This window comes from Streptococcus sp. E29BA (genome assembly GCF_041807805.1).
GTDB classification, from domain to species: Bacteria; Bacillota; Bacilli; order Lactobacillales; family Streptococcaceae; genus Streptococcus; species Streptococcus entericus.
This window is the reverse complement of sequence record NZ_JBGTZA010000022.1, coordinates 13,273-38,305: the sequence shown is the minus strand read 5'-3', so window position 1 is coordinate 38,305 and position 25,033 is coordinate 13,273. Positions and strand designations below refer to the sequence as shown.

General features: G+C 45.6%; 18 protein-coding genes, 1 tRNA gene and 4 pseudogenes. All 23 read right to left on the bottom strand.

All coding sequences use genetic code 11. The features are described from left to right. Positions 1–136 precede the first annotated feature (136 nt). The 23 genes and pseudogenes from ACERC8_RS06735 to ACERC8_RS06625 all read right to left on the bottom strand — a co-directional run bounded on the left by ACERC8_RS06735 (position 137) and on the right by ACERC8_RS06625 (position 24,954). On the bottom strand, positions 137–526 hold the full coding sequence (locus ACERC8_RS06735) for a DUF4430 domain-containing protein (RefSeq protein WP_373659128.1): 390 nt from the start codon (positions 524–526) through the stop codon (positions 137–139). 12 nt (positions 527–538) lie between these two features. Next, complete coding sequence (locus ACERC8_RS06730) at positions 539–1,045, bottom strand: ECF transporter S component (protein ID WP_373659127.1); 507 nt, start codon at positions 1,043–1,045, stop codon at positions 539–541. After that, positions 1,045–2,157, bottom strand: a complete 1,113-nt coding sequence (locus ACERC8_RS06725) for a 5-methyltetrahydropteroyltriglutamate--homocysteine S-methyltransferase (protein ID WP_373659126.1) — start codon at positions 2,155–2,157, stop codon at positions 1,045–1,047. Before ACERC8_RS06725 ends, ACERC8_RS06730 begins: the two co-directional genes overlap by 1 nt. Positions 2,158–2,174: 17 nt before the next feature. Continuing rightward, positions 2,175–3,301 (bottom strand): annotated as a pseudogene (locus ACERC8_RS06720) (5-methyltetrahydropteroyltriglutamate--homocysteine S-methyltransferase). A gap of 363 nt (positions 3,302–3,664) precedes the next feature. Then, positions 3,665–4,045, bottom strand: coding sequence for a DUF2200 domain-containing protein (locus tag ACERC8_RS06715; protein ID WP_373659125.1), 381 nt, complete (start codon positions 4,043–4,045; stop codon positions 3,665–3,667). Then, a complete protein-coding gene (locus tag ACERC8_RS06710; protein WP_373659124.1) occupies positions 4,023–4,382 on the bottom strand; it encodes a Spx/MgsR family RNA polymerase-binding regulatory protein in 360 nt (119 codons plus the stop codon). The genes ACERC8_RS06715 and ACERC8_RS06710 overlap by 23 nt, the downstream gene beginning before the upstream one ends. A 31-nt stretch (positions 4,383–4,413) precedes the next feature. After that, a complete protein-coding gene (locus tag ACERC8_RS06705; protein WP_373659123.1) occupies positions 4,414–4,908 on the bottom strand; it encodes a methylated-DNA--[protein]-cysteine S-methyltransferase in 495 nt (164 codons plus the stop codon). Then, entirely contained in the window at positions 4,905–5,177 is a 273-nt protein-coding gene (locus tag ACERC8_RS06700) for a DUF6440 family protein (protein WP_373659122.1), read from the bottom strand. The genes ACERC8_RS06705 and ACERC8_RS06700 overlap by 4 nt, the downstream gene beginning before the upstream one ends. A gap of 244 nt (positions 5,178–5,421) precedes the next feature. Continuing rightward, on the bottom strand, positions 5,422–5,928 hold the full coding sequence (locus ACERC8_RS06695; protein WP_373659121.1) for an N-acetyltransferase family protein: 507 nt from the start codon (positions 5,926–5,928) through the stop codon (positions 5,422–5,424). Positions 5,929–6,059: 131 nt separating this feature from the next. Next, positions 6,060–6,161 (bottom strand): annotated as a pseudogene (locus ACERC8_RS06690) (LPXTG cell wall anchor domain-containing protein); the annotation flags it as partial. Between the two features lie 38 nt (positions 6,162–6,199). Next, positions 6,200–13,327, bottom strand: coding sequence for a discoidin domain-containing protein (locus ACERC8_RS06685; protein ID WP_373659120.1), 7,128 nt, complete (start codon positions 13,325–13,327; stop codon positions 6,200–6,202). Between the two features lie 195 nt (positions 13,328–13,522). Continuing rightward, a complete protein-coding gene (locus ACERC8_RS06680) occupies positions 13,523–14,209 on the bottom strand; it encodes a VIT family protein (RefSeq protein WP_373659119.1) in 687 nt (228 codons plus the stop codon). A 262-nt stretch (positions 14,210–14,471) separates the two neighbouring features. Then, entirely contained in the window at positions 14,472–15,482 is a 1,011-nt protein-coding gene (gene gap / locus ACERC8_RS06675; RefSeq protein WP_018368865.1) for a type I glyceraldehyde-3-phosphate dehydrogenase, read from the bottom strand. 233 nt (positions 15,483–15,715) lie between these two features. Continuing rightward, positions 15,716–15,801, bottom strand: a tRNA-Leu gene (locus ACERC8_RS06670). Between the two features lie 243 nt (positions 15,802–16,044). After that, positions 16,045–16,587 carry a biotin transporter BioY gene (locus ACERC8_RS06665; RefSeq protein WP_373659118.1) on the bottom strand — a complete coding sequence of 181 codons (543 nt, stop codon included), beginning with the start codon at positions 16,585–16,587 and terminating at the stop codon, positions 16,045–16,047. A 255-nt stretch (positions 16,588–16,842) separates the two neighbouring features. After that, entirely contained in the window at positions 16,843–17,535 is a 693-nt protein-coding gene (locus ACERC8_RS06660) for a hypothetical protein (protein ID WP_373659117.1), read from the bottom strand. 61 nt (positions 17,536–17,596) lie between these two features. Then, positions 17,597–17,908, bottom strand: coding sequence for a CHY zinc finger protein (locus tag ACERC8_RS06655; RefSeq protein WP_373659116.1), 312 nt, complete (start codon positions 17,906–17,908; stop codon positions 17,597–17,599). A 2-nt stretch (positions 17,909–17,910) separates the two neighbouring features. Further along, positions 17,911–19,812, bottom strand: coding sequence for a tRNA uridine-5-carboxymethylaminomethyl(34) synthesis enzyme MnmG (gene mnmG, locus ACERC8_RS06650; protein WP_373659115.1), 1,902 nt, complete (start codon positions 19,810–19,812; stop codon positions 17,911–17,913). Positions 19,813–20,028: 216 nt separating this feature from the next. Beyond that, positions 20,029–21,813, bottom strand: coding sequence for a hypothetical protein (locus ACERC8_RS06645; protein WP_373659114.1), 1,785 nt, complete (start codon positions 21,811–21,813; stop codon positions 20,029–20,031). Between the two features lie 194 nt (positions 21,814–22,007). Continuing rightward, the gene (locus ACERC8_RS06640; protein WP_373659113.1) at positions 22,008–22,475 is read right to left on the bottom strand and encodes an NUDIX hydrolase; all 468 of its coding nucleotides are present in this window, start codon (positions 22,473–22,475) and stop codon (positions 22,008–22,010) included. Between the two features lie 234 nt (positions 22,476–22,709). Beyond that, the gene (locus ACERC8_RS06635; RefSeq protein ID WP_373659112.1) at positions 22,710–22,952 is read right to left on the bottom strand and encodes a hypothetical protein; all 243 of its coding nucleotides are present in this window, start codon (positions 22,950–22,952) and stop codon (positions 22,710–22,712) included. Then, a pseudogene (locus ACERC8_RS06630) lies at positions 22,945–23,679 on the bottom strand (polyphosphate polymerase domain-containing protein). Before ACERC8_RS06630 ends, ACERC8_RS06635 begins: the two are co-directional and overlap by 8 nt. A gap of 30 nt (positions 23,680–23,709) precedes the next feature. After that, positions 23,710–24,954, bottom strand: a pseudogene (locus ACERC8_RS06625) (carbohydrate-binding domain-containing protein). Between the last annotated feature and the right edge of the window lie 79 nt (positions 24,955–25,033).

Below are 25,033 nucleotides of genomic sequence, written 5' to 3'. Positions count from 1 at the left end.
TCATAAAAAAGCACCCCATTCGTTAGATTATCTGTCTAACTTTTGGGGTGCGGTTCAAAAGTCCGTTAGGGCTTTTTATTTCGTCAAGTATTACACAACCTTAAAAAATCGCACCGATCGGGTGCGATAAAACGATTTAAAATTTTTCTTGGTAAAATTCAATCACATCCCCGGCTTTTGGTGTCAGTTCTGCCGCAGATTTATCTGCCATCACATCGTTGACCTTGTACATCCAGTAAAGTTTAGCAGCTTCGTCTTGCTTAACACCGTCAATGGCCGTAACAAAGCCATCGGTTTCTTCAACATCGTGATGAGCTTTCAAGAGGTCAAGTACTGTCTCGCCCTCTTTGAGTGGAACCGATTGTTCTGTCTGTGTTTCGCCAGTCTTCACGACCAGCTGTACCATTTGTTCTGACACCTGACTTGTTGTTGGTGTCGTTTTTTCTTGTTCCAATCGCACAGCTGCACAGCCTGTCACACTGAGCACTGCCATCAAGGCAAGGATAGATGATAGTCGTTTTTTCATGGGAGGTCTCCTTTAGTGGGTTAGTTGCTCTAGTCGAGCAAAAATAGTAACAATAATCGGATAAAATAAGGCTGTTGAGATCGCATGCGCCAGGTTAAAACTAATACCGTTGAGCAGATAAGCCCAGATTGGCATTTGGTAGAACAAGGCAGACACACTATCAATCACCAGACCGTATAAAATCCCCATCAGCCCAGCCAGAACGGATTGAGCAACTCCTCTTATTGTAGCAGATTTTAAAGACTTTGTTAAGGGGTAGCACAGCATTTTCCACAAAAATAGAACCACCCCGTAGGCCAGTAGCTGCCAGAGCACCCAAGGACCAAAACCAAAAATAAAGGAGGTGACCACCATGGTCAATGCCATCACCATCAGGCTATCTGCTAGACCTAGGGTAATGGATAGGACGAGAAATATGGCGGTGATTGGTTTGATGTTTGGAAAAGCGCCAAAAGCGTAGCGAAGCGCTACGCTAAGGGCTGATAGTAAAGCAATTTGAGCCAGACGACGGGTATTCATTAGCCCCAAACCTCATCGATGACCTCTTTGACCAGTTTCAGCTTGTTCCACTGGTCCTCATCAGTCAAAATGCTTCCTTCTTCTGTTGAGGCAAAGCCACATTGGGTTGCCAACCAGAGCTGTTCCAACGGGATATGCTGGCTAGCTTCCTTGATGCGGGCAATCAGCTGCTCTTTGTCTTCCAGTTTACCGTCCTTAGTCGTCACAAGACCTAGGACAGCCACCTTGTCAGGGTTTTTGAACTCTGCTAGCGGTTCAAAGCCACCAGAACGGTCGTTGTCATACTCTAGGAAATAGGCTGTCGCATTTTCACGACCAAAGAGGGTTTCCGCTACTGGGGTATAAGGGCCAGAAGTCAGATAGGTGGATTGGTAATTGCCTCGGAAAACGTGAGTATTGATTTGCAGGTCTTCTGGCAGGTCAACGATGGCGGTATTATTGATTCGCAAGAAATTCTCTCTCAAGAAATCTTTGTCCACGCCTTTAATGACAGACTGGAAGAACTCATCGTCCATGATAGCTCCCCAAGTACAATCATCCAACTGAATGGTGCGAGCCCCTTCGTCATAAAAAGCTAGAATAGCCTGACGATAAGCCGCTGCTAAGTCCTGTGCTAGATCAGCTGGGTTGGGGTAAACTGCTAAAGCCTTCTCGAGATTGCTACCGCGCTGCAATTCAATCAAACACTGGGCTGGGGCTGGAATAGTCAGCTTAGCCTCTACTCCTCGTTCATCAGCGAGCTGTTTGATAAAGCGGTAATGTTGGATAAAGGGATGAGTTGCTTTGTTAAAGCTGATTTTACCAGTGACAATCGCCGAGTCGTCATTGGTCTCGACACCAGCAAAATATAGCCCCTCACCGTACTGAGACCGCTCAATGCCCTCAAATCCCCAGAAGAAATCCACATGCCAGTTGGCACGACGGAATTCGCCATCCGTGATTTTCTCAAGACCGACCGCCACCTGCTTATCGACCAACTCAGTAATTAAACGATCCTCGATAGCCGTCAGCTCTTCTTGACTGATTTCGCCCGCGGCAAACTGGGCTCTAGCTGTTTTTAATTCTTCAGGACGCAAAAAGCTCCCAACGTGCTCAAAATATTTTTTTGTCATCTGTAATTCCTCCTGTCCTATCCCCAAACCTCGTCAATAACCTCTTTGACCAGTTTCAGCTTATTCCACTGGTTCTCATCAGTCAGGATATTGCCTTCTTCCGTTGAGGCAAAGCCACACTGGGTAGAAATCCAGAGCTGCTCCAGCGGGATATACTGACTAGCTTCCTTGATGCGCTCAATGAGCGCTGCCTTGTCTTCTAATTCTGGGAATTTTGAAGTAATCAACCCCAATACCGCAACCTTTTCAGGGTCTTTGAATTCTGCCAATGGTTCAAAACCACCTGAACGTTCGTTGTCGAACTCAAGGAAGTAGGTCTTTGCTGCTTCGTCCGCAAAAGTTCCTTAGCAATTGGGTTGTAGCCCCCTTGAGAAACCCAGGTTGAGTGGTAATTCCCACGACACACATGGGTATTGACCAAAAGCCCAGCCGGCACATGCTCATAGACGTTATTATTAAGGGTTAAAAATAGCTGAGCAAGGCTCTCACGCACCTCATCCTTTGTTTGTCCTTGAAGGGCACCCCAAGCCGTTAAGAAGTTGTCATCAACCAAGACACCCCAGGTACAGTCATCGACCTGCAGGGTCTTGAGACCAGCTACAACCAAATCATTGATCACTTGTAAATAAGCTGCCTGGATATCTCGACGCAACTCCTCAACATCAGGGTAAATCTCTTGTAACTTGGCCACATGCTCAGCATCACGAATCAACTCAAAATAGAACTGAGAAGGAGCTGGAATGGTGTATTTGGCTTCGACACCTCGTCCCTCAACCAGCTGAGCCAGAAATTTGTAGTGCTCAACAAACGGATGGTTGTGCCCGGTGATTTTCCCAGAAAGGATGGCCGAGTCAGCCTTGGTCGTCTCGTCATGGAACTTATAGCCCTCGGCTGCCTGGATATGGTCGATACCATTAAATCCCCAGAAAAAATCCAAGTACCAGTAAAGACAACGGAACTCACCGTCTGTGACTTTTTCCAAGCCAGCCGAAATCTGCTTATCGACGAGTTCTGTGATGGCCTCATCTTCAATCGCTGTAAGCTCCTCAGCAGAAATTTTACCTGCTGTAAACTCTTCGCGAGCTACTCTCAACGCCTCTGGTCGCAAAAAACTACCAACATGTTCAAAGTATTTTTTTACAATTTCATCTCTCCCTTTTTGGTTAATGTTTAAGATGAATTTATTATAACAGACAAAAAATAGTTTGCATAATAGTCTTTTTATGGAGCTGGTTATAGTTTTTAGCTATAACTAAAATGCGAGCCTTCAACCAAGAGCCTTAGCTGCTCTGGCAGGATTACTTTTCAAGTATAAATAAATTGAGGTTGGGACAAAAGTCCTAACCTCTCAAGTGATTTTTAATTTTCAAGCAAGGCACAATGGTCGAGTTGGCTCTAATTCGTTGATTTTATCAGTTTTTACAGCTCTACTCAACTGTTCGGAGGTGGACTAACGACTCATCGAATTCTGACGAATGACCGATTTTTGTCCCACTCTCAATTTTTATTATTTAGCGGTGTACTTAGCCAATGTTTCTTCCACCGTTTTTCCCTTGGCCAGCCAGTCCACCAACTTGTCCAAACGACGGATTTCCTGCATAAGAGGATCTGTAATCTCCTCAATCTGCACCCCACAAATCTTGCCAGTAATCAAAGTGCGGTCTGGATGGTAGGCAGGAGCCTGTCTAAAGACATCACCAAAGGTTACTTCTGATTGACGAAAATCGCTCACTTCTTCCATGCTATAGCCTGTCAACCAAGCGGTCACTCGGGAGACATCAGCACCTGCATGGCCTTTTCGCTCCACCTTATTGACCAAGGCTTGGTAGACCGAAGCAAAACTCATCTGGTAGATACGGCTCATCTTACTGCACCCCCAATTCTTCATAAGGTGTTTTGTAGCCGATTTGCAGGATTTTCCCATCCTTGATGAGGAGTGGTCTCTTGATCAACATGCCATCTGCCGCTAGCAAAGCCAAGGCTTCTTCCTCCGTCAGACTGTCAAAACGATCTTTGAGCCCCAAGGTACGGTAACTGTTGCCAGAGGTATTAAAGTATTTCTTTAGCTCCAATCCAGTCGCTGCCATCCATTCCTTGAGCTGGCTTGCTGTCGGAGGTGTTGCCTTGATGTCAATGGCTTCAAACGCCACACCCAGCTGGTTCAGCTCTTTCTTAGCAGCCTTACAGGTACTGCATTTAGGGTATTCATAGTAGAGATAGGTCATGATATTTCCTTTCTGTTGTCTCATAGCCGAGCTAGTCAGTTGATTTGGAGAGACTTTCTTCATGTGCCAACAGCCAACTTTTTCGCTCCAAGCCTCCTGCGTAACCCGTCAAACTCCCATCACTTCCTAATATACGGTGACAGGGAATGAAGATGGACAGAGGATTTTTCCCAACTGCTCCACCAACAGCTTGGCTAGAGCGGCATTGCAGGCGGTCTGCTAAGGCCTTATAAGTACAGGTCTGTCCATAGGGAATGGTTGCCAACTCCGACCAAACCCGCTGTTGAAAAGCAGTACCTTGAGGAGATAAGGGAACAGCTACTTCGAGCACCTCGCCTGCAAAGTAGCTCTCCAGCCACTCCACTGCCTGCAGAAGGATGACAGAATCTCCCATTTCTACAGGCTCTTTTATCCCTCGCTCAAAGTGAGCTTGCCCCAGAAACCAAGCGCCGACTAAGCCTGTCTCATCAGCTACCAAAGAAAGTTCACCGATGGGCGACACATAGCAAGCTTTGACAAGAGTCACGGGCGCACCTTTGGCTTGCCTTCTGCGTTCAAAAGCGGCGTCAGCCCATGTCCATTTGACAGATACTCTACGCCTGTCTCCTTGTCTACCAGCACACTATAGGTTCCCACCAAACTATCACCAGGAACTGTAAAGTAGGTGGCTTCAAACCGGTCCCGAAGAGCCTCTCTAGCCTTCTTGCGCGCCTCTTTCTCCACACGCTTGCTTTCCTTTTCGTCTATTCCTCCAAACAACATCTGTCTGCTCCTTTTTTTAATTTCTTCATTCATAAGACTATCCTGTGGGTAAATCACAGCCAAAGCTACTACTCGAGAGTGCTATCGCTGACACGGTAATTTTCTTGAGTGCTAACCAGCAGACCTGCTGGAAGTTTGTGAGTGAATACTTGTGTAGTAGACCGCCACTCTGCTTATCTGTCCAGAAGTTTATTTACCCTAGTCTAAATCTAATGAATTGTAACTATGCCAAAAGACCGTTATACTGGTCAAATGGATCAGCCATAGGCAAAGACCATCACCCTTTTTCTGAAGCTACCTTTTCGTAAGCCAGCCGTTCACCATCTGGTAACTGAGCAATACCTACCTGTTGAAATCCTAGCTTGGTAAAAATATGCTGCATCGCTTTATTGGCAGGATGGGTATCCGCACGAAAGGTTTTGGTTTGACGGACTTCCATCAAACCTTCCAAGAGGGCCAAGATGACTCCTTGCCCACGAAAGGCCTCCGCGACCGCTATCCGATGAAAGGTAAGATAATCAGTTTTATCAGGCTGTCTCCAACTCCCTGTCAATAGACAGTCATAAGCTAGCTCATGACCCATCATGGCAACATAGGCTGCTACTCGACCGTCTACCACAGCAACTTGACCATAGCCTTGCAAGATATCCTCAACAATGATTTCACGGTCAGGATAAGCGCCCTGCCATTGGTCACTCCCATAGCCAGCGATATGGCGTCTCGCATCGCCAATAATTTCCATGATTTGATTAACTTCACTCGGGAAAGCCAGTCTAATGTCCACAATATCCTCCTTTGAAACTACTGCTTTGAATAGCTATCTTTTTTTATTATAACATAATTGAGGTTTTCTAACTTAAATGTGTATTTGCTAAAAAACTAGACTGGTTCATGACCAATCTAGTTTTTATTAGCTTATCTAGCTCGTCTTCTCAGTCCGGCTAAGCCTAGGGCTGATAAGAGGGCTGTTGCGCCGACAGCAGCTAGAGCTGTTTGGGCATCGCCTGTTGCAGGGAGTCCCTTCTTACCTACTGTCGCTGAGGCTAGTGCTGAAGCTACAGGAGCTGNACATCGCCTGTTGCAGGGAGTCCCTTCTTACCTACTGTCGCTGAGGCTAGTGCTGAAGCTACAGGAGCTGATGATTGGCTTGTTGCTTTAACAAGCTTAGCAACTTCTGCCTTGATGGCTTCGAGTTCAGCTTCAGTTTCTGCGAAGGCCACCTTGACAGCCAATTCGCCTTTTTGCTCGTCAGTCAAGTTGGATGCATCAATTGATTTAAGCAAATCAGTCGCCAACTTAGCCTTGTCCACAGGTTTATTTGGTGTATTACCAGTGTCTGGTGTGTTACCTTGGTTAATGCCTGAGTTCCCAGGATTTGAGGTGTCCCCACCTTGACCAGGGGTTCCTGGGGTCGGAACATGGTCTGGATCTGGTGTTGATTGTGGCTCATAAACAATACCATACTCACTGAAGTGCTCTGCGGTGAATTTGGCATAGCGCTTGCCATCACGAGTTATTGTTGTGAATGGCAGAGCATGGCTCTGGTCACTATTTGGCAAGTAAACCACTTGAGCGACGTCTTTGCCGTCATCAATTGGCAGGTAGACGTCAACTGGATCAGTTGGCTTGACGATGTTTCCATCTGTGTCAACCAGCTCGATGTCAAAGAGGTCGTAGTCGGTGCCTTTGAGGATGGCTGGTGTTTCAGGGTTGTTAGTTTCTTTGTGGAAGACCACTCTCAAGCCTGCCACCTTGGCATCCGCTGATTGAACCTCTGCGATGATACCTGAGTCAGTTTGAGGGTTGACGTCAGTAATTTGACGCGGTGGTTGTGTGGTGTCATTTTGATTTGGAGTTGGCTCTGAATCTGGAGTGGCCTCAATCACATAAAGCTCTTGACCTGATACGAATCCACCAACACTGGTTAACCAATTGATACGGATATAACGGGCTTCTGTTCCTTCTGGAAGAAAAGCAATCTTATCCAGAGCATTACGGTTCCAACGGATAGTTTCTCCTGTTGGGGCCCATGTCTGACCATCATTGCTAGTCTCAACCGTTAAGCCTGTGATTGTTCCGTTTGAAGCTGCTGGGCGTGGGACATAAATCAGATGGCTCAGCGCTTTCTCCTCACCCAAGTCAAGAGTTAAGCTTGATGGCACAGCGTCTGTCTTCTGCCATTGGCTATGGTAAATGGTGTTTTCATCACCATCAAAGAAGTTGCTCAATGGTTCGTTAGGCTGTTCTGGTGTGCTTGCTGTTTTCTCCGCAACAACCAACTTCTTAGCTAAATCTTTCGCTACAGTCGTAGCAGATACTGCTTCTGTTGCTTCTGATTGACCAATTGGGTTTGTCGCACGGACACGGAATGTGTAAGTTGATACAGGAGCGAGGTTATAAACGTTGAAGTGTGGCTCATTGGTGCGTCCAACTTCAACAAACTGACCATCAGCTTCTTGTTCAACAATGTAGCGAACTGCCTGCGGTACAGCATCCCATGTGAGACTGACACTACCGTGGGTTGGACGGCTAACAGTCACATTCGTTGGTACCGCTGGGGCTTCTGTATAGTTAATCAACGCTGTCACTGGTTGGTTATCAACTGCTGCACGGCGCAAATCATTGCCAACAAGAATATTATCCTGAGATGTGAAGTTCAAGACAGCGTCACGTTTTGCTTTAAGTGTCACATAAGCCACTCGACCTGAACCGCTCAGCAATTCTTTTTGACCAAAGTTAATGAATGAGAAGACAACATCATGTTGACCAGAACGCGTGCGACTTTGTGAGAAGTTCTCTGCCTGCTTCGTAAAGCTCTCAGGAGTCACATTACCGCGAGCAACCAATTCAAAGTCTGCTTCACTCACTTGGAAGGTTGATGTCAACGCATTGACAGCTGCTAAGTCATCAGCAATCAGGTAAACCTTAACTTCCTCACCAGTCTTCACATCCAGCTTCTCAGCTTCAAAGCGCAGGTTACCACTTGGAGCAACTGTTGAGCGCTCAGTAACACCGCCGTCAAGTTGAACAGCTGCGATACTGATGTCATAAGCATCAATCAAACCATTTTTATTGGCATCTGCACGCTCAACATAGCCACCAAAGTCACTATCTGCACGACGTAAACCTGCGTAGTTGAGGAAGGAGGTTTTATCATCGTTGGTAATCCGTCCGTCGTTACTGATGTCACCTGGCACAAACATACGTGTTCCTGGTTTCTTGAAGATCAGCATTTCTTCACCAGAGATAAAGCCGTTTTGACTACTATCCACTTGGAAGTGAACATAACGTGCTCGTTTGTCGAGAGTGTGTTTACCAACTGTGTTGGAAGCACTACGCCAGTCAGCAGTTCCTGTAAAGTCCCAAGTCTCGCCATCTTCACTGGTCCAAATCTTAGCCCAAATCACGCGACCATTGACACCACCGTCATTGCGCTGATGGTACTCAAGATAATCAAGATCATAAACGCCACCAAGGTCTACACGGATGTAAGAACCTGCTGCTACTTGCTCATCCCAACGGCTGTGGAACTGTGCACCTTTTTTCTTGTCAAAGAGTTTGTCAATCCCTTGACCACCCTGTGTTCTGATATTAGTTGTAACGCTTGCTGGGTTAATTTCAATCGCTTCTGCCCACGGGTCATTCTTAGTCTCTGCTGTCACAGCGTCTGACCAATCAGATGTGCCTTTAGCATTAACCGCACGCACCTTAAAGGTGTGGGAGGTGCCTGGGTTTAATCCATCAAAGTTGAATTCAGTCGCTTTGATATTTCTGTAAAGGACACCGTTGTGTTCAACATCGTATGATGTCGCGTTGTCAGAAGCTGACCAGGTCGCTTTAATAGCTTTAGCGCTGACAGTGTCCTCTGGTGTTGCCAGATTTGTTGGTGTAGCTGGTGCTTCAAGACCTTCTGGTGCTTGCTCAGTAGCTTTGGCGTTGCTAAAGCCGTTGATTGTTACCTCAACCTTGTTGGTTGTCACGTCATGAGCCGCCAACTTGATTTTCAGCAAGTCGTTCATGGTCACATCGAGCGCCTTAATCTCTGCACTGGTTGGGTTATAAGTTGCAAGTTTCGTATCTTTGTGGTAGAAGAAGACGTTTGTGCCCTTGCTGTACTCTTCCAGCGTATTAACACGACGAACTTCTACCGATTGACCGTTGACCTTAACTTGTACAGACTCGACATCTTTAGAGACATTGACGTGAAGCTCAGTGGTTTTATCTTTCTTGAAGCCGTCAAAGTCACCCTCAGTGCGTTCGATTGTCAAGACCGCACGACCTGTTGTGTTAGAGTCGTCCGCCACACTCTTAATCAGAGTGGTTGCGACTTTACCTGCTTTGTAGTCTACGCTCTTACCGTCATCCTCATAGAGTTTGAACTCGCTAACCTTGTGTGGGTAGAATTGGATCAAGCGGTTACCACGGTCAATCTCTGCCGGATTATTATTGGCGTTAGTCATTGGGATAATAGCGCCGTTTTTAACAAATACTGGAAGTTTCCACAGAGGCGCTTCGTAGTTGTTTAGAACTTGACCACCCTCGTATTTTTGACCAGTGTAGAGGTCAATCCACTCAGCTCCAGCCGGCAAGAAGATGTTGTTTCTGACATCATCGCCGTTTTCCTTCATGGCTGTATTTTTATAAATAGGTGCAACGAGGAAGTTATCACCGTACATGTACTGGTACTGCACAGCTTTGGTGTAAGCCAGTGGCTGATCTGAGAAGTCAATCAACATGGCGCGCACGATTGGCTTACCAGAAACAGAGGCATCATGCCCTGTTGAGTAAGCATAAGGCACCAGAGTTGATTTGAGCTTCATAGACATACGGTTGATGTCTGTCGTGCGATCATCAAATGAGAATGGTGTCTTAGGCTCATTCCCCCAACCATCCATGTTCATCAGGATAGATGTGAAAGCCTTCCACTGATAATCACGAGCGTTGATAACGGCATTACCGCCACCAAAGATACCATCCATGTCAGAACCCATATTCGGGTTACCAGACAAGCCTAGACCGATGTAAGTTGGGATATGGAAACGAATATACTCCCACTCACCACCACGTTGGTCACCAGACCAGATACCAGCACTACGCTGAGTACCAGCCCAGCCATCGAGAGAGACGATGAACGGACGAGCCTTATCCTCTCCACTCTTTTCAGTCAGAAGCTTAGCCCCTTCATCAACACCATTGAGACCAAAGTTGTAACCAGGACCTACCCAAGCCACGTCAGTCTTAATGGCACGGATACCTGCTGTACCAACCTCTTTATCGATATCACGGTGAGTAACCACATCACCACGTGTTGAGTAAAGATCTGCCTGTGTCCAAAGGCCAACTTCAACGTTATTTTGTTTTGCCCACTCAACAAAGGCTTTCAGGTTCTGAATATTACCATCTAAAGTCTCTGTCTGACCATAACCAGCTCCATAACCATCGTTTGGCAAGAACCACCCAAGAGGTAAGTTCAGCCGTTTATAGCGTTCAATCACGGCACGAGCAGAGAACTGATGGCTCTCTGGTGTATCACCGTTCAAGTTTTCCTTGATGTCTCCTGGCTGTACGGTGTGGCTACGCCCATCAAACTCTTTATAGTATTTACCATCTTCAAAGAGAACTGCGCCTGCTGTACCTTTAGGCACTTCACGCCAGTAGTCACGGTTATAAGCATTCAAGTGACCCAAGTAGAGTGCATATTCTGGCAAGACAGCCGGAGCACCTGTCAATTCATGATAGTCTTTTAAGATATCTGCTGGTTTTGAATTGATGAAGTAGAAGGCATCAAAACGCTCTTCGTTGTGGGTGCTGGTGAGTTGCGCTTGATTATCCGTACCAAAATCATACTGGCCTGGGCGGAAGGTATGGCGCATCACACCGTAACCCTTACTTGACCAGTAAAATGGTGCTGGGGAAGCTACTGAACCATCAATCCAGTTGTTCTCATTGACAATATTGATTTTTTCACCCTTGTGCGTGAAGCGACCGTTTTGCATACCGCCACCAAAGAACTGTTCGTCCTCTGTTTGGGCTAAGGTCTGAGTTGTTTTACCACCAGCGATAGAAACAGGCGCTACTTCTTTGGTCACATAAGCATTCTTCTCACGGTCATAAACAGACATGAGTGAGGTTTTCTTATCAAAGATAACCAACACTTTTGGTGTTTCGAGGATATAGCGTGATTCTTCATCAACTAATTTACCGATTTGACCATAGGTTTCTTGGTAGTTCGCTTGATTTTTCAGAGTGATATTAGCCGGACGACCAGCATGAACAAGCTCTGGGTTAGAAACGAACTCTGCGCCCTCTTTTTCGATATTGAAGCGGAAAACGTGGTCGTTATAGAAGTTAACCTGAGCCTTATGACCTGTTTCGTAAGTGATGGAAGCTGTACCATTCTCAAATGTGACGTTGGTGATACGTCCAACAGAGGAGGCTGGTCTATTATACTCACCTTCCACCGTTTCTACTGGTGGGTAAACCGGTGTCAGTGTTGATGTAGGCGCAGACGGTGGAGTTTGCTGACGAACTGCAGCTTCAATCATCGGAGACAAGTTGTTCGTAGCATCCATCAATTGAACGTTGTAGGTTTTTTCAGCGAGCAAGTCCTGATTAACAGTCACTTGTACACGACGCTCACCTGTTGGAATGCTTGCATAACCGATAAAATAAGTCTCTTGAGTTGTGCCTTCTGGGTTAATGACAATAGCTAACTCACCTGCTTGAACTCCTTCAGGTAGAACAACATCTACTTGACGAGTTCCAGCGACAAAGTCTGCTGAAACAGCTGCTGGAGGGGCAACAGTATCAGCTACAAATGTCTTAGGATCTGATTCAAGACCTTGAACAGTAGCGATAGTCACCGCATAAGTCTGACCGTTTTCTAGTAATCTGTCGAGCGCAAGCACTGCAATGCCATCTTCTAAGTGAGATTCTTCAAGAGTAAGCTCTTTTAGAACTTGAGCGTCATTGGTTTTTAGTTTGACAACATGACTAGCTACTGCTTCTTGTGGGAGCGTTACTGCAACCTGGCTGACTGTTTCTCCATCCTGTTGCAGAGGAGCATTAAACAACCGTACAGCTGCCGGAGCTTGAGGAGGTGTCTGTATTGGACGTTCCAATGTTCCCCGACGGTAGACTGCCATTTTAGGATTTATAATAGTTACGGCAGATTCTCCAAGCTTCGTTGAGGTCTTTTCACCATTTTGTGCTTCATAAGTCGTTACAGTCACTCGTTTGCCTGCAACAGCTTCACTGACCAGCTCTTCTTGATCTTTATATTTGGTCACATCATCAATGTAATGTTTTTCATCAGTTACTAAGGTTTCAGTAACCGTTTCTTCAATAACAAGCTTCTTACCCTGAGGAATAAACTTGGAGGCAGAGACAAGGTGTGGCTGAGTATTGGCAGGTGCAGCATTCCCTACAAGTGTATTGGTAGCAGTCAAGCGGAAATATTTCGCATCTACCGGTTCAATCACAAAATCAATCGGCATGCGGTTTCCACGACGTTGATAAGCTGCCCCCTCATTTTCTGGTTTATTAAGCATATGTGGCTGACCATCTTGCTGTTCAACAGCTGTAAAGGTCACTTTCTTCCAGCTACCCTCTTCACCAGTTTTACTGTACTCGATGTAGCCATTGGCAGCAACTCCTGCTTCGTTGTGGTAGCTACTTCCCAGAGATGATTTGCCATCTTGCATCGCTTGATAAGTGATGCGCTCAACTCTGGCAACATCGTCCAAGCGAACTGTCAGTTTCGGCTTCTCAGTTTCTCCAATACCGACCCAAGCTGTAGCTTCACTACCGTCAACAGCATTTGTCGCAGGGAATCCTTCTTTTACGTTATCTGCTTGAGCGTAATTCTTATCAACAGAAACTACCTCATCAATTGTGCGCACGGCACTTTCCGTTTTTGCTTCCCCGCTCACTTCAAATTTAGTTGACTCAGGTGCAACAACTTCCTCAACCTCTTTTTCTGCCACAGCACCATCTTGGGTACTTTCTAGCGAAGCTGCTCCAGTTGGTCCAGCTGGAACAGGTGGCTGAACAGGCTGAACCCCTGTTTCTTCAGCATAAGCTGTACCGGCACTCAAAAAGCTCAATCCAATAACTGCTGAGCAGACACCGATTGAGAATTTTCGAATACTATATTTATTTTGTTTATCGAATAAATGCTTCATTCAATAAGTCTCCTTTTATGATAGCGCTTTCTATTCTACGTCACTTTAACACGGCAAACTTTTTTTGTCAAGTATTTTAATAAAAATAAACAAAAAAATACAATACATTTAATATATTCAGGTCTGTTTTGACATTTTTAGATAAAAATAAAAGAGCTAAAAACCACATCTTTAGATCTGCTATTTTTCAAAAAACTACCCAACAACTCCTGTCACCAACAGATGACCAATCACAAAGGTCACAAATATGGTCAACAGACCAACCATAATGTTACGACCAACAGCAGGAACAATCGGTGCTTCGCCCAGTCTGGCACTAGTATAACCTGTCACAAACAAGGACAGGATAACGACTAACACTGTTGCAGGAATACGAATCGAAACAGGAAAAAGCATCACCGCAAGCATCGGAAATACAGCGCCTGCCACAAAAGCAAGAAAACTAGACAATGCCGCATGCCATGGGTTGGTAAAGGCTTCAAAATCCATATTGTATTTTTCTTCCACCAAAGTTTTAACGGGATTCTTGGCAAAAGCTTTATTAACCATAAACTCTGCTGCTGTTTCACACTCCCCACGCGCCATATAGATAGCTTTGAGAGATAGCCGAGCAGCGTCAGGGTGTTCGGTGTAGAGCCGCCGTTCTTTTTCTGTCGCTGCCTGCTCAGTATCCTTCTGAGTTGGGACAGAGACATACTCTCCACCTGCCATCGAAAAAGCGCCTGCTAAAACAGCTGACATCCCCGACAAAAAAATCACCCATTGATCAGTTGTCGCTGATGCCACCCCGATGACAACACCTACAATGAACACAATCCCATTATTTGCCCCAAGAACTCCTGCACGCAGGATATTTAATTTGCTCGAAAATTGTTCACTCATCTGCTTCATCTCCTGTTTCTAGTATAGCAAACTATACACGCTTGTCAATAATGATTATAAATAAGTTCCACATGATCCTTGAACTGAGCTATCATTCTCCGAACAACCGAAACATCAACTGACATTAGTCATTAGTCACAGGGTGAACCTGTCGTCATCTTCGGTATCAGCTAAGCAAACTGATTTAATATATTTTGCTAGCCTATCACGATAACTGAGTTGACATTAGCAAAAAACGAGGGAAAATTCCCTCGTTCAATTCTTATTTAGCGATTTTTGCAAAGTACTCAAGTGTACGAACCAATTGAGCAGTGTAAGACATTTCGTTGTCGTACCAAGATACAACTTTTACCAATTGTTGACCGTCAACAGTCAACACTTTAGTTTGAGTCGCATCAAAGAGTGAACCGTAAGAGATACCTACGATATCAGAAGATACGATTGGGTCTTCTGTGTAACCGTAAGACTCGTTAGCTACTGACTTCATGTGAGCGTTGATAGCTTCAACTGAAGCTTCTTTTTCAAGAGTAACAACCAATTCAGTTACAGAACCTGTTGGAACTGGAACACGTTGTGCAGCACCGTCAAGTTTACCGTTCAACTCAGGAATTACCAAACCGATAGCTTTAGCTGCACCAGTTGAGTTAGGAACGATGTTTACAGCAGCAGCGCGCGCACGACGGAGGTCACCGTTACGGTGTGGTGCATCCAAAGTGTTTTGGTCACCAGTGTAACCGTGGATAGTTGTCATGAGACCTTTTTGGATACCAAAAGCATCGTGAAGGGCTTTAGCCATTGGTGCCAAGCAGTTAGTTGTACATGATGCACCTGAGATAACTGTTTCAGTACCATCAAGGATGTCGTGGTTAGTGTTAAATACAACAGTTTTCACATCGTTACCACCAGGAGCAGTGATCACAACTTTTTTCGCGCCGTTAGCGTGCAAGTGTTTTTCTGCTTTTTCTTTTGAAGCGAAGAAACCAGTAGCTTCCAATACGATGTCAACACCTTCAGTTGCCCAGTCGATGTTTGCTGGATCAGCTTCAGCTGATACGCGAACGAAGTTACCATTTACTTCAAAACCACCATCTTTAACTTCAACAGTACCGTCAAAACGACCTTGAGTTGTGTCGTATTTCAAGAGGTGAGCCAACATATTTGGATCTGTCAAGTCGTTGATGCGAGTTACTTCAACACCTTCCAAACCTTGGATCAAGCGGAAAGCAAGACGACCGATACGTCCGAAACCGTTAATACCAACTTTAACTACCATTTGCGATTTCCTCCTTATGAAAATCAAATAAAATTTTATCAGGCAAAGCCTTTTGTGAAAAGATTAACTTGCAGATCTGCAATAATCCCTCAACAAATCTATTATACTTCTTTTCAAATAAAAATGCAATATTTTTCAGTTAAATCGACAACTAAAATCATGAGCGACTGTTTGGAGCCTGAGTTAACTTGGTTTTAAGGCAAAAAGAAAACCAGTCAATGACTGGTGAGGTATGCGGAGAGTGGGACTTGAACCCACACGGCCTAAAGCGGCCACAGGATCCTTAGTCCTGCGCGTCTGCCAATTCCGCCATCCCCGCGAATGGCTTGTTGTCTTAACAACAAAAACAATTATAGCAAACCATTCAATACTTGTCAATAACCTAATTCAATTTTTTTCAAAAATATCATTAGACATGCAATGACAGCTCTAAAATATCTGGTATTTTGGTAGTTGACAAGATAAATAATTTGACACCTGATATTTGCCCTAAAACATGATGAAACGAATCGTGATGCTAGAACAAGACAAGTAGTTGCCGCAGGGCGGTTACTTTAAAGCATCAATAACGGCCTTGAACAACTCCACTCCTGATTAACCGTCTAGCAATAACTGTTGCGATAATCACTTTAATCGTATCTCCTGGCACAAAAATCAGGTTAGACAACAATAAATCTGTCCACGTCATATCAGAAAAATATTGCAACCAAAAGACACCAAGCAGATACACCACAGGAAGGCTTGCCAACCAAAGTAAGATAGCATCCGTAATCCATCGAGAAGGTTTTACCAATCGTGTTAAGCCCTCATACAACAGGGGTACAGCCAGCCAAGCCACAACGTAACCAGCCGTCGGTCCAGTGAGGACAGGTAGAGTGGTATTCCCGCCTGTAAAGACTGGCAAGACTAACCCAATCATCAAAAATAACAGAACACTCAGGCTTCCTCGAGTGCCTCCCAGCAAAGCGGCTGCCAGCATCACACCCATATTTTGCAAGACGATTGGAACAGGTATAACACCTAGGGAAATAGGTGGCAAAAATCCCAAAACACAGATCAGGGCTGTCACCAGCGCCATTTGAGCGAGAGATTTACTCTGAAACATGATAAAATAAGTCCTTTCTTTATCAAGATGCTATCGTTGAACTAGGCAAGATGTTGTGATTTCTTGAAAACTTTACAGAAAGCAAGTCTCGTCATCTAGCATTTTGAAAACAGCTTCTCTATTCTCATCATAGCAAAAGCTACCTATGTTTGTCAACCTTATTTTTATTTCAGTTAACATTTGTTCGAATAAAAAACCAAAGGCTAGCTGGTCTGGCCCTTGGCTTCTTGTAAGAGGATAAGTGAGGAAGTTTTATTAAGGCTTGTCAACATTGATAAACTCAAGGTCATCCACGGTCAGCTCTACCATCAGTTTATCGTCACGATCGAGGTTGAGCAGTTGCTCCAAACTCTGACTGGCAAACGTCGCTACTTTTTTTTGGCGGTCTAGGTCATCAAGGACATGCTCTGAGGTCTCGTAGATGGCTTCTTGGCTTTTTTCAGCGAGAAACTCCTGTGCTTTTTGCCCAGAGGTAAAGAGGTCAACTGCCTTATCAACTAAGCCACTCCCGCTTTTTTTGATGACAGGCACGCCAGTAGCTTGCGAATCAACGTAGACCGTCAGTGGTTTCTTAAAGCTCAAAACGCTGTTTGTTATGGTTAGGTCACTCTTATCCAACCCCTTCAACTCCAGTTTAAACTCGGTTTTAACAGGAATTTCAGCCACCAAATCTCGTCCGACAAGTGCTTTGGTCAAAGGCTCAGTCCACTCAGGCCAGTCTTTGAAATGCTTGTTGGTAAACACTTGCTCCGCTGTCGTCTCAACATCTACACCAGCAACGACCAGCTGATTTTCACGCTCAAAGCGCTTGATGACAAAGCTGTATTTACTCGTTAATATCCCACCAAAAAACTGCTCTCGAAAGTGAAACACCAGACTTAGCGCTATCAACACAAGAACAACTAAACTAGCAATCTTCTTTGCCATAAATTTTCCAATTAGTTTCATGTGAAACCTCCATTTAACTCAACAAAACCATTATATATATAAGTTGTCAAGCGTTTTTTACTTATTTTTCAAAATAAATATCGTAGTGGTTACTGCACTTGGGATTAAAGGGCGACTGGCAGAGCGGGCAAGCGCCTGTTTTATAATCAGATAAGGACAGTTGCTGACGGCAGACACCGCATAACACGGGGTGTAGCTCGTTAGCAGAGGTTACCTGAAAGACATGGTCTGTTAAGACATCATGGCATTGGTAACAGGCATAATACCGCTGGCATTGCCCACATTTGAGAGCGACAATATCCAGTTCGCTATGATAATGCCTGCAACGGCTATGCTGATCAAGGTCAAGACCGTAAAAGAGAGGTTCCGCCATGGTTAGCCCTGCTTGTTCTTAGCAATCGACCGCCCTTTGCCCTCCAGATAAACCATCAGGATAGAAATATCAGCTGGGTTGACCCCTGAAATTCGGCTAGCCTGTCCGATGGTTTCAGGATTGATTTTCTTAAACTTCTGACGGGCTTCGGTAGCAATAGAGTCGATGTCATCCCAGTCAATGTCAGATGGAATCCGCTTTTCTTCCATGCGCTTCATCTTGTCCACCTGATCGAGCGCTTTAGCGATATAGCCCTCGTACTTAATCTCGGTTTCAATCAGCTCGATTACTTTACCATCCAGTGGCTCCGCCGCTTCACCGACAAACTGGGTCACCACAGCATAGTCAATCTCAGGTCGGCGCATGAAGTCCTTAGCCGTCATGGCATCGGTCAACGGCTTGAAGCCAAGGGCTTGAACATGCTCATTGGTCTCCTTGACGGGTTTGAGTTTAATGCTGGCAAGACGTGCCATCTCACGTTCAAATTGGTCTTTCTTTTCTTGGAACATGGCCCAGCGGTCATCGGCTACCAGTCCAACTTTGCGACCAATCGGTGTCAATCGCATGTCGGCATTGTCATGGCGGAGAATGAGGCGATACTCTGCCCGTGAGGTCAAGAGACGGTAAGGCTCCAGCGTCCCCTTGGTCACGAGGTCATCAATCATGACCCCGATATAGCCATCACTCCGTCCCAAAATCAGCTCAGGCTTGCCCTGAACCTTGAGTGCCGCGTTAATCCCTGCTATCAAGCCCTGTCCAGCGGCTTCTTCATAACCCGATGTGCCATTGGTCTGACCCGCTGTGAAAAGACCACTGATGGACTTGGTCTCCAAGGTCGCACGGAGCTGGTGAGGCAGAACGATGTCGTACTCGATGGCATAGCCTGTCCGCATCATCTCTGCATTTTCTAAGCCCTTGATAGAGTGGAGCAGTTCTTTTTGAACATCTTCCGGTAGGCTGGTGGACAGCCCTTGAACGTAGATTTCTTCGGTGTTTCGACCTTCTGGCTCAAGGAAGAGCTGGTGACGTTCCTTGTCGGCAAAGCGGACAATCTTATCCTCAATGGATGGGCAGTAGCGAGGTCCAACACCCTTGACCACACCTGAAAACATCGGAGCTCTGTGGAGGTTGTCATTGATAATCTGGTGGCTGGTCTCATTGGTATAGGTCAGCCAGCAAGGCACTTGGTCGGTCACATAGTCCTCGTCCTTGGATAGGAAGGAGAAGTGATTGGGCTTATCATCGCCCGGCTGGATTTCGGTCACCGAGTAGTCGATAGAGGACGCCTTGATACGTGGCGGCGTTCCTGTCTTGAAGCGTCCAATTTCTAGCCCTAGCTCTTTGAGGTTGTCCGCCAGCTTGACAGACGCTAGGCTATTATTTGGACCAGACGAATACTTGAGGTCTCCGATGATGATTTCCCCCCGCAGGGCTGTCCCTGTGGTAACAACGACCGCTGCTGCCGAAAAGGCCTGTCCAGTAGCTGTCTTCACACCGATCACCTGCCCATTGTCCACTAAAACCTCTACAATCTCGGACTGGCGAAGCGTGAGGTTCTCTTGACGCTCAACGGTTTGCTTCATCAGCTGGGCGTAGAGCGCCTTGTCTGCCTGAGCACGAAGCGCACGGACAGCAGGGCCCTTGCCGGTGTTGAGCATCTTCATCTGGATATAGGACTTGTCGATGTTGCGCCCCATCTCGCCCCCCAGAGCGTCAATCTCGCGAACGACAATGCCCTTGGCAGAGCCGCCAACAGACGGGTTGCAGGGCATAAAGGCCAGCATGTCAACATTGAGGGTGGCAAGGAGGGTTTTAGCTCCCATACGGCTGGCAGCCAGACTCGCTTCGACTCCAGCGTGTCCCGCACCAATAACGATAATATCGTAGTCTTCTGTAAAGTTCATGTCTTTTTATGAAAAATAGCAGAGCTGCTATCTTGTTCCTTTCTTTGATTACTGGTTTTTGATGTTTACAAAAAAGCCAAAACTCCCAGAATTGCATGCAAAAAAGCATACAAGACAATGAGCTTTGACTTTCATCGTGTTGTTAGGATTATTTTAGCAGAAAAAGAAATCTCTTTCAACCAATATCATTTATAAATTAGTACTATGATTATTCACTTAGTCAATGCCATAGGTAATCCGATAAGAACCCTCCAAATGACCACCAGTTTCATCTGTTGATTCTGCTCGACTAGAAACCCCCAATGTAACTCCTCCATAAAGAAAGTCTGGGCTCATGATACTAGCAAAACCATAAGATTTATTATCTGGATTTAACAAGGTATGTAGGTGACCATTATTGCTATTATAGACACCATTAGAAGCATTTAGAGCGTCTAGTTCACCATAAGCAAATGCATCAGATGCAGTCAAGGCATCTCTCATGCCATAGCCCCACTGGATAATCTCACCATTAAAACCTTTGCCTGTCTCCAAATCTCTAGCAGAAAAAATACTAGAACTATTCACTCTCTTATGAGCAACTGCTTTATGAATACCTGTCTCTAAAGCACGTTGAATCGCAATACGTTCCAAGGTCTCATCCCACTTAAAACTATCCGCGTACTGCTCAGCAGAAGTAATATTTTTGGACGCCAAATAAGACCGTAAATCAGTATTATTAAATCTTGGATTGATGTTGTTATACATATCCAAACGAAGTTGCTTAAGGTATTCCATTGCCTCTGATTTCACAGACGTTTGTGTCAGGTTAACAACGTAGTCTTTTATATTCGAACTCCCTAGAGCAATACCAGTTTCATAATTTTTAACCTCTGGTTGCTCTGGAACTTCTGGCTGTTCTGGAGTTTCTGGTTGCTCTGGAACTTCTGGCTGTTCCGGAGTTTCTGGTTGCTCTGGAGCTTCTGGCTGTTCCGGAGTTTCTGGTTGTTCTGGAGTTTCTGGTTGTTCTGGAGCTTCTGGCTGTTCCGGAGTTTCTGGTTGCTCTGGAGCTTCTGGCTGTTCCGGAGTTTCTGGTTGCTCTGGAACTTCTGGCTGTTCTGGAGCTTCTGGTTGCTCCGGAACTTCTGGCTGTTCTGGAGTTTCTGGTTGCTCTGGAGTTTCTGGTTGCTCCGGAACTTCTGGCTGTTCTGGAGTTTCTGGTTGCTCTGGAACTTCGGGTTGTTCTGGAGTTTTTGGTTGCTCTGGAGTTTCTGGTTGCTCCGGAACTTCTGGCTGTTCTGGAGTTTCTGGTTGCTCTGGAACTTCGGGTTGTTCTGGAGTTTTTGGTTGCTCTGGTTGTTCTGGAGTTTTTGGTTGCTCTGGAGTCTCTGTTACTTTTGGTTGTTGTGCCACCTTATCACCAGCATCAGTCGATGTTGATTCAAAATAACCGACAAACTCATAACCAGAGATAGCAAGCTTACCGCTAGGTAATTCCTCACCAATTCTCACTGTCACATCTTTGTTGTAAGCAGATAAAGTACCTGTTGAAATCGCATGAACTACAGTTGCTGTTGCCAAACCACCAACAGCAGTCAAAGTTGCCATGTAGATAGCACTCTTACGACCAGACTTACCTACCTTAACAGCCACAATCAATGCTCCAATTCCTAAGAGAGCAACTAAAGGACTACTTGTACTATTAGTTTGCGGCAAACTTGCCTTGACACTTGAGGTTGGACGATAAACAAGGTAATAGGTAGCTTCCTTAGTAACTTTTTCTGGTAAAGCCTGAATCAGACTAGCCTTCTCTTCCGCATTTAATTCATCAACGGTTGAATAACGATACTGAACAGTTATCTCATTAGTATCTGAAGAAGTTGCGTTATCAGCAAAAACTTGACTTTGACCAAACAAAGACAACAAACTAGCTCCAATAACCGCAGAAACCATCCCGCAGGCTTTCAACTTTCTAAAACCATATTTTTTTTGAAGTTGCGCACGCTGAACTCTACTTTTCATCATATTCTCCTTTTTTTAACAAAGATTGCAAATTAATTATATCATTAAAGCAAATACTTCGTCAATCACAAACACTATTTCCAGACATATCTTTCCCCTAAATATACTGACAAACCTCCCCATCCCGATAGGCCTGGTCAATCATGCCGCCACTCAAGCACTCATCAACCGTCACGAACACATGGGCGATTAACCTAACGCTCATTTGATGTTCCCTCCATATTCACCACATGCTTGACCTGCCCGTCCCAGTTTTTGAGAGCGGTCTTTAGAAAAGCTGGGTTGAGGTCAAGTGCCTCAAGGTCGTCAAAACTCACCCATTCACACTGGCGACGGCTGTCACCTTCAACCATGCTGGCATTTGGTTCAGACAGCGGCGTGACCAAATAGTGGAACTCGATCTGATGAAAAATCCGACCGTCCAGCTCAAAGTGGTTCTCAACGACAAAGGCGAGTTCATCAACCTGGCTATCACAGCCAACCTCCTCACGCACCTCACGTCGGACAGCCTCTTCAGTCGTTTCACCGACAGCAATCGCGCCACCAATGCAGTAATATTGTCCAGCAGGCGATTTGGCGAGATAAATCTGATTGCCCCTAACCAACAGCGCTGTTGATCGAACGCCAAACGTCTTATGGTCTGTTGTTGTTCTAAAATCCATGGGTCACCTCCAGTCGTCAGAAAAAGCCAAAGCTAGTTCATCATTGCACGCCAAAGAACGCACAAGACAATGAGCTTTGACTTTCATCGTGTTGTTAAGGGTATTGTAGCAAAATCACACACACTTGTCAAATCAATAGCCCCTCAACACCACGATACAGGCTCTGATTTTGCCAGATGAAGCACGTACTTTCAACCATTGCCCATGACCAACAAAACAGCAGGAAAATCGACCTTAAACCGTCAATTTTCCTACTGTCTTGATGAACAAACTGTCTAAAGACTTTTTTCTTCTTGGTCGTGCGCGATAAGCTAACGACCCAATCTGAGTCTCACGAGAATAAGACGTTTTATGTTGGTAGAGATAAGCTAAGGCTAACCCCAAAACCATACTGGTCAGAAGGCTCAACACCAAGCCCCAACCCGATGTTGACACCGTTGACTGACTGATGACACTTTGAAACAATTGATTAAGCATAATGTGGATCCCTCACTAACATTTTGGACTGGTGCAGGGTATAAGCCTGACCATATTTAGAAAATGATACTTTGTCAAGATTGTACTGATGTAAGATATTCTCCAGCCAAGCAGGCAGCTGGTCACTGACCTTAATCTCCATAATCAGTTGTTGCTCTGGCAAAAGTGGAAGAGCCATCGAACTTGTCAGGACAAGGTCGTTGACCACAGCCTAGGTGACGCTCGTGTCCAGCGTGACACGGACTGACGGATTGTCCTTGCCTTTGAATGATAGACGCTTGTAGGAAATTAACATCCGCGGTTTAATCGTGCCGTATCTCTGTTGCAATGTTTCCAGCTGGGCCAGCAGCCGTTTATCTTCAGTATGATTTTCCACGTCACCTGCCACTAGCAGACCTGCCTGCTTGGGAGTGGTTTTGATTCGATATTTGTAGCCAACACCATCTATTTTTTGCTTGATTTCTAAAAATGCTGGTGCCTCTAAATCGCCATTCCTGTCATAAGTCCTCAAACGAAGCTTTTCCTTGCCGTATTTTTTGGCCAACGAATCTTGAACCATATCAAAATGCTTCGTATCAAAGTAGAGGCTTGTGATGGTGGATTGGGCAAAGTCATCTGCCTCCATGTACTCGCCCAAGTCTGACAGCAAGTGGGGCAGCTGAGCTAGGCTCACTAAATATTTGGTTTCTACCCGCTTAAACTCTTTTTGGTGAATGCGTTTGGTCATGTTGTGTTCTTCTCTTAGATTAGTCATCGTTTAGCGTCTTGGCATACCACCACCAGGTCCACCCATCATCATGGAGTTGGTGATGTCGGTCATCTGCTGACCATTGACCGTAATTGTGCCACCCGTATGGGTCACTGTGCCGTCAAAGTCAAAGGCAGACTGTCCTATAATGGTGAGATTCCCTCCTGTTATGGTCAAATCACTATTGGAATCGATGGCATCGGTATCGCCAGCAGCCATGTTGATGGTAATATCGCCACCGTTGATGGTCAGGCTGACCCCATCCATGACCATCATGCTATCAGATGACTTGGTCCAGTCGGTCGCATTGATGCCGTCATCCGTCGCATTAAGGGCAATCGTGCCGCCATTGATGGTGATAACCTTTCCTTCGATTCCTTCTGTGCTGGACTGGATGTCAATGGTACCGCTATCGATGACCAGTTCATTGGTCGCATGGATAGCATCGTCACCAGCCGTGATGGTGAGGTTGCTATTTTCAATATAAAGATTACCGAGGCTAGTGTCCTCGTCATTGTCCGAGTGAAGGACATCTTCTGTCGCCGTCAGGGTCATGGTCGCTCCAGTCATATTCAGCGCATCATTGGCTGACAGGGCATGTTTAACGGCTGTTATGGTGTAGGTCCCACCCGCAATTTTCAGGTCGTCATTCGACTTGATGGCATTGTTGTAGTTGCCCTCGACTTCGAGACTACCTGCTCCATTGATGGTTAGGTCTTTTTTGCTGTAAATGGCTGCGCTGTAGTCTGTTGCCGTCCGATTGGCAGAATCGGCTAGTTTATTGTGCGTGCCATCAGCTAGGGTCAGGTAGACATTGTCCGCAGAGGTGGCAGCGATAAGGGCATCTGTCCCTGTCATGGTGACACCATTGAGCACGATGTGGACATCATCTGTATCTGCTGCTTCAACCAACAGTTGAACGCCTTGGCTAGAGCCTGAGACGATGTAGGTACCCGCCTACGTAATCTTCACCACAGAACCTGATACAGACACGCCAGTTCCTGTGACCGTCGCCGAAGAACCATTGAGCTGGATGATACTAGCTGTCGCTGCATCGTAGCTGGCGTCCAAATCCTTTTCAGAGAAATAGGTCGTGTTGCCAGTCGTCGTAGAAGTTGCTGTTACCGTTGCCTGATTAGAACTGGTTGCTATAGTTGCTGTTGACGATGCTGTCGAACTTAAGTCTGCTTTGGCTTGGCAAGCTGCTAAGGTTAGCACCGTAAGGAGGGGCGGAAGTATCATTTTTGTTTTCATAAGTATTATCTTCTTTCTGAGACAAAGTATAGGCGCTTTTTCTAAAACATTCCTAAAAATATTCTGAAAATTATCTTAA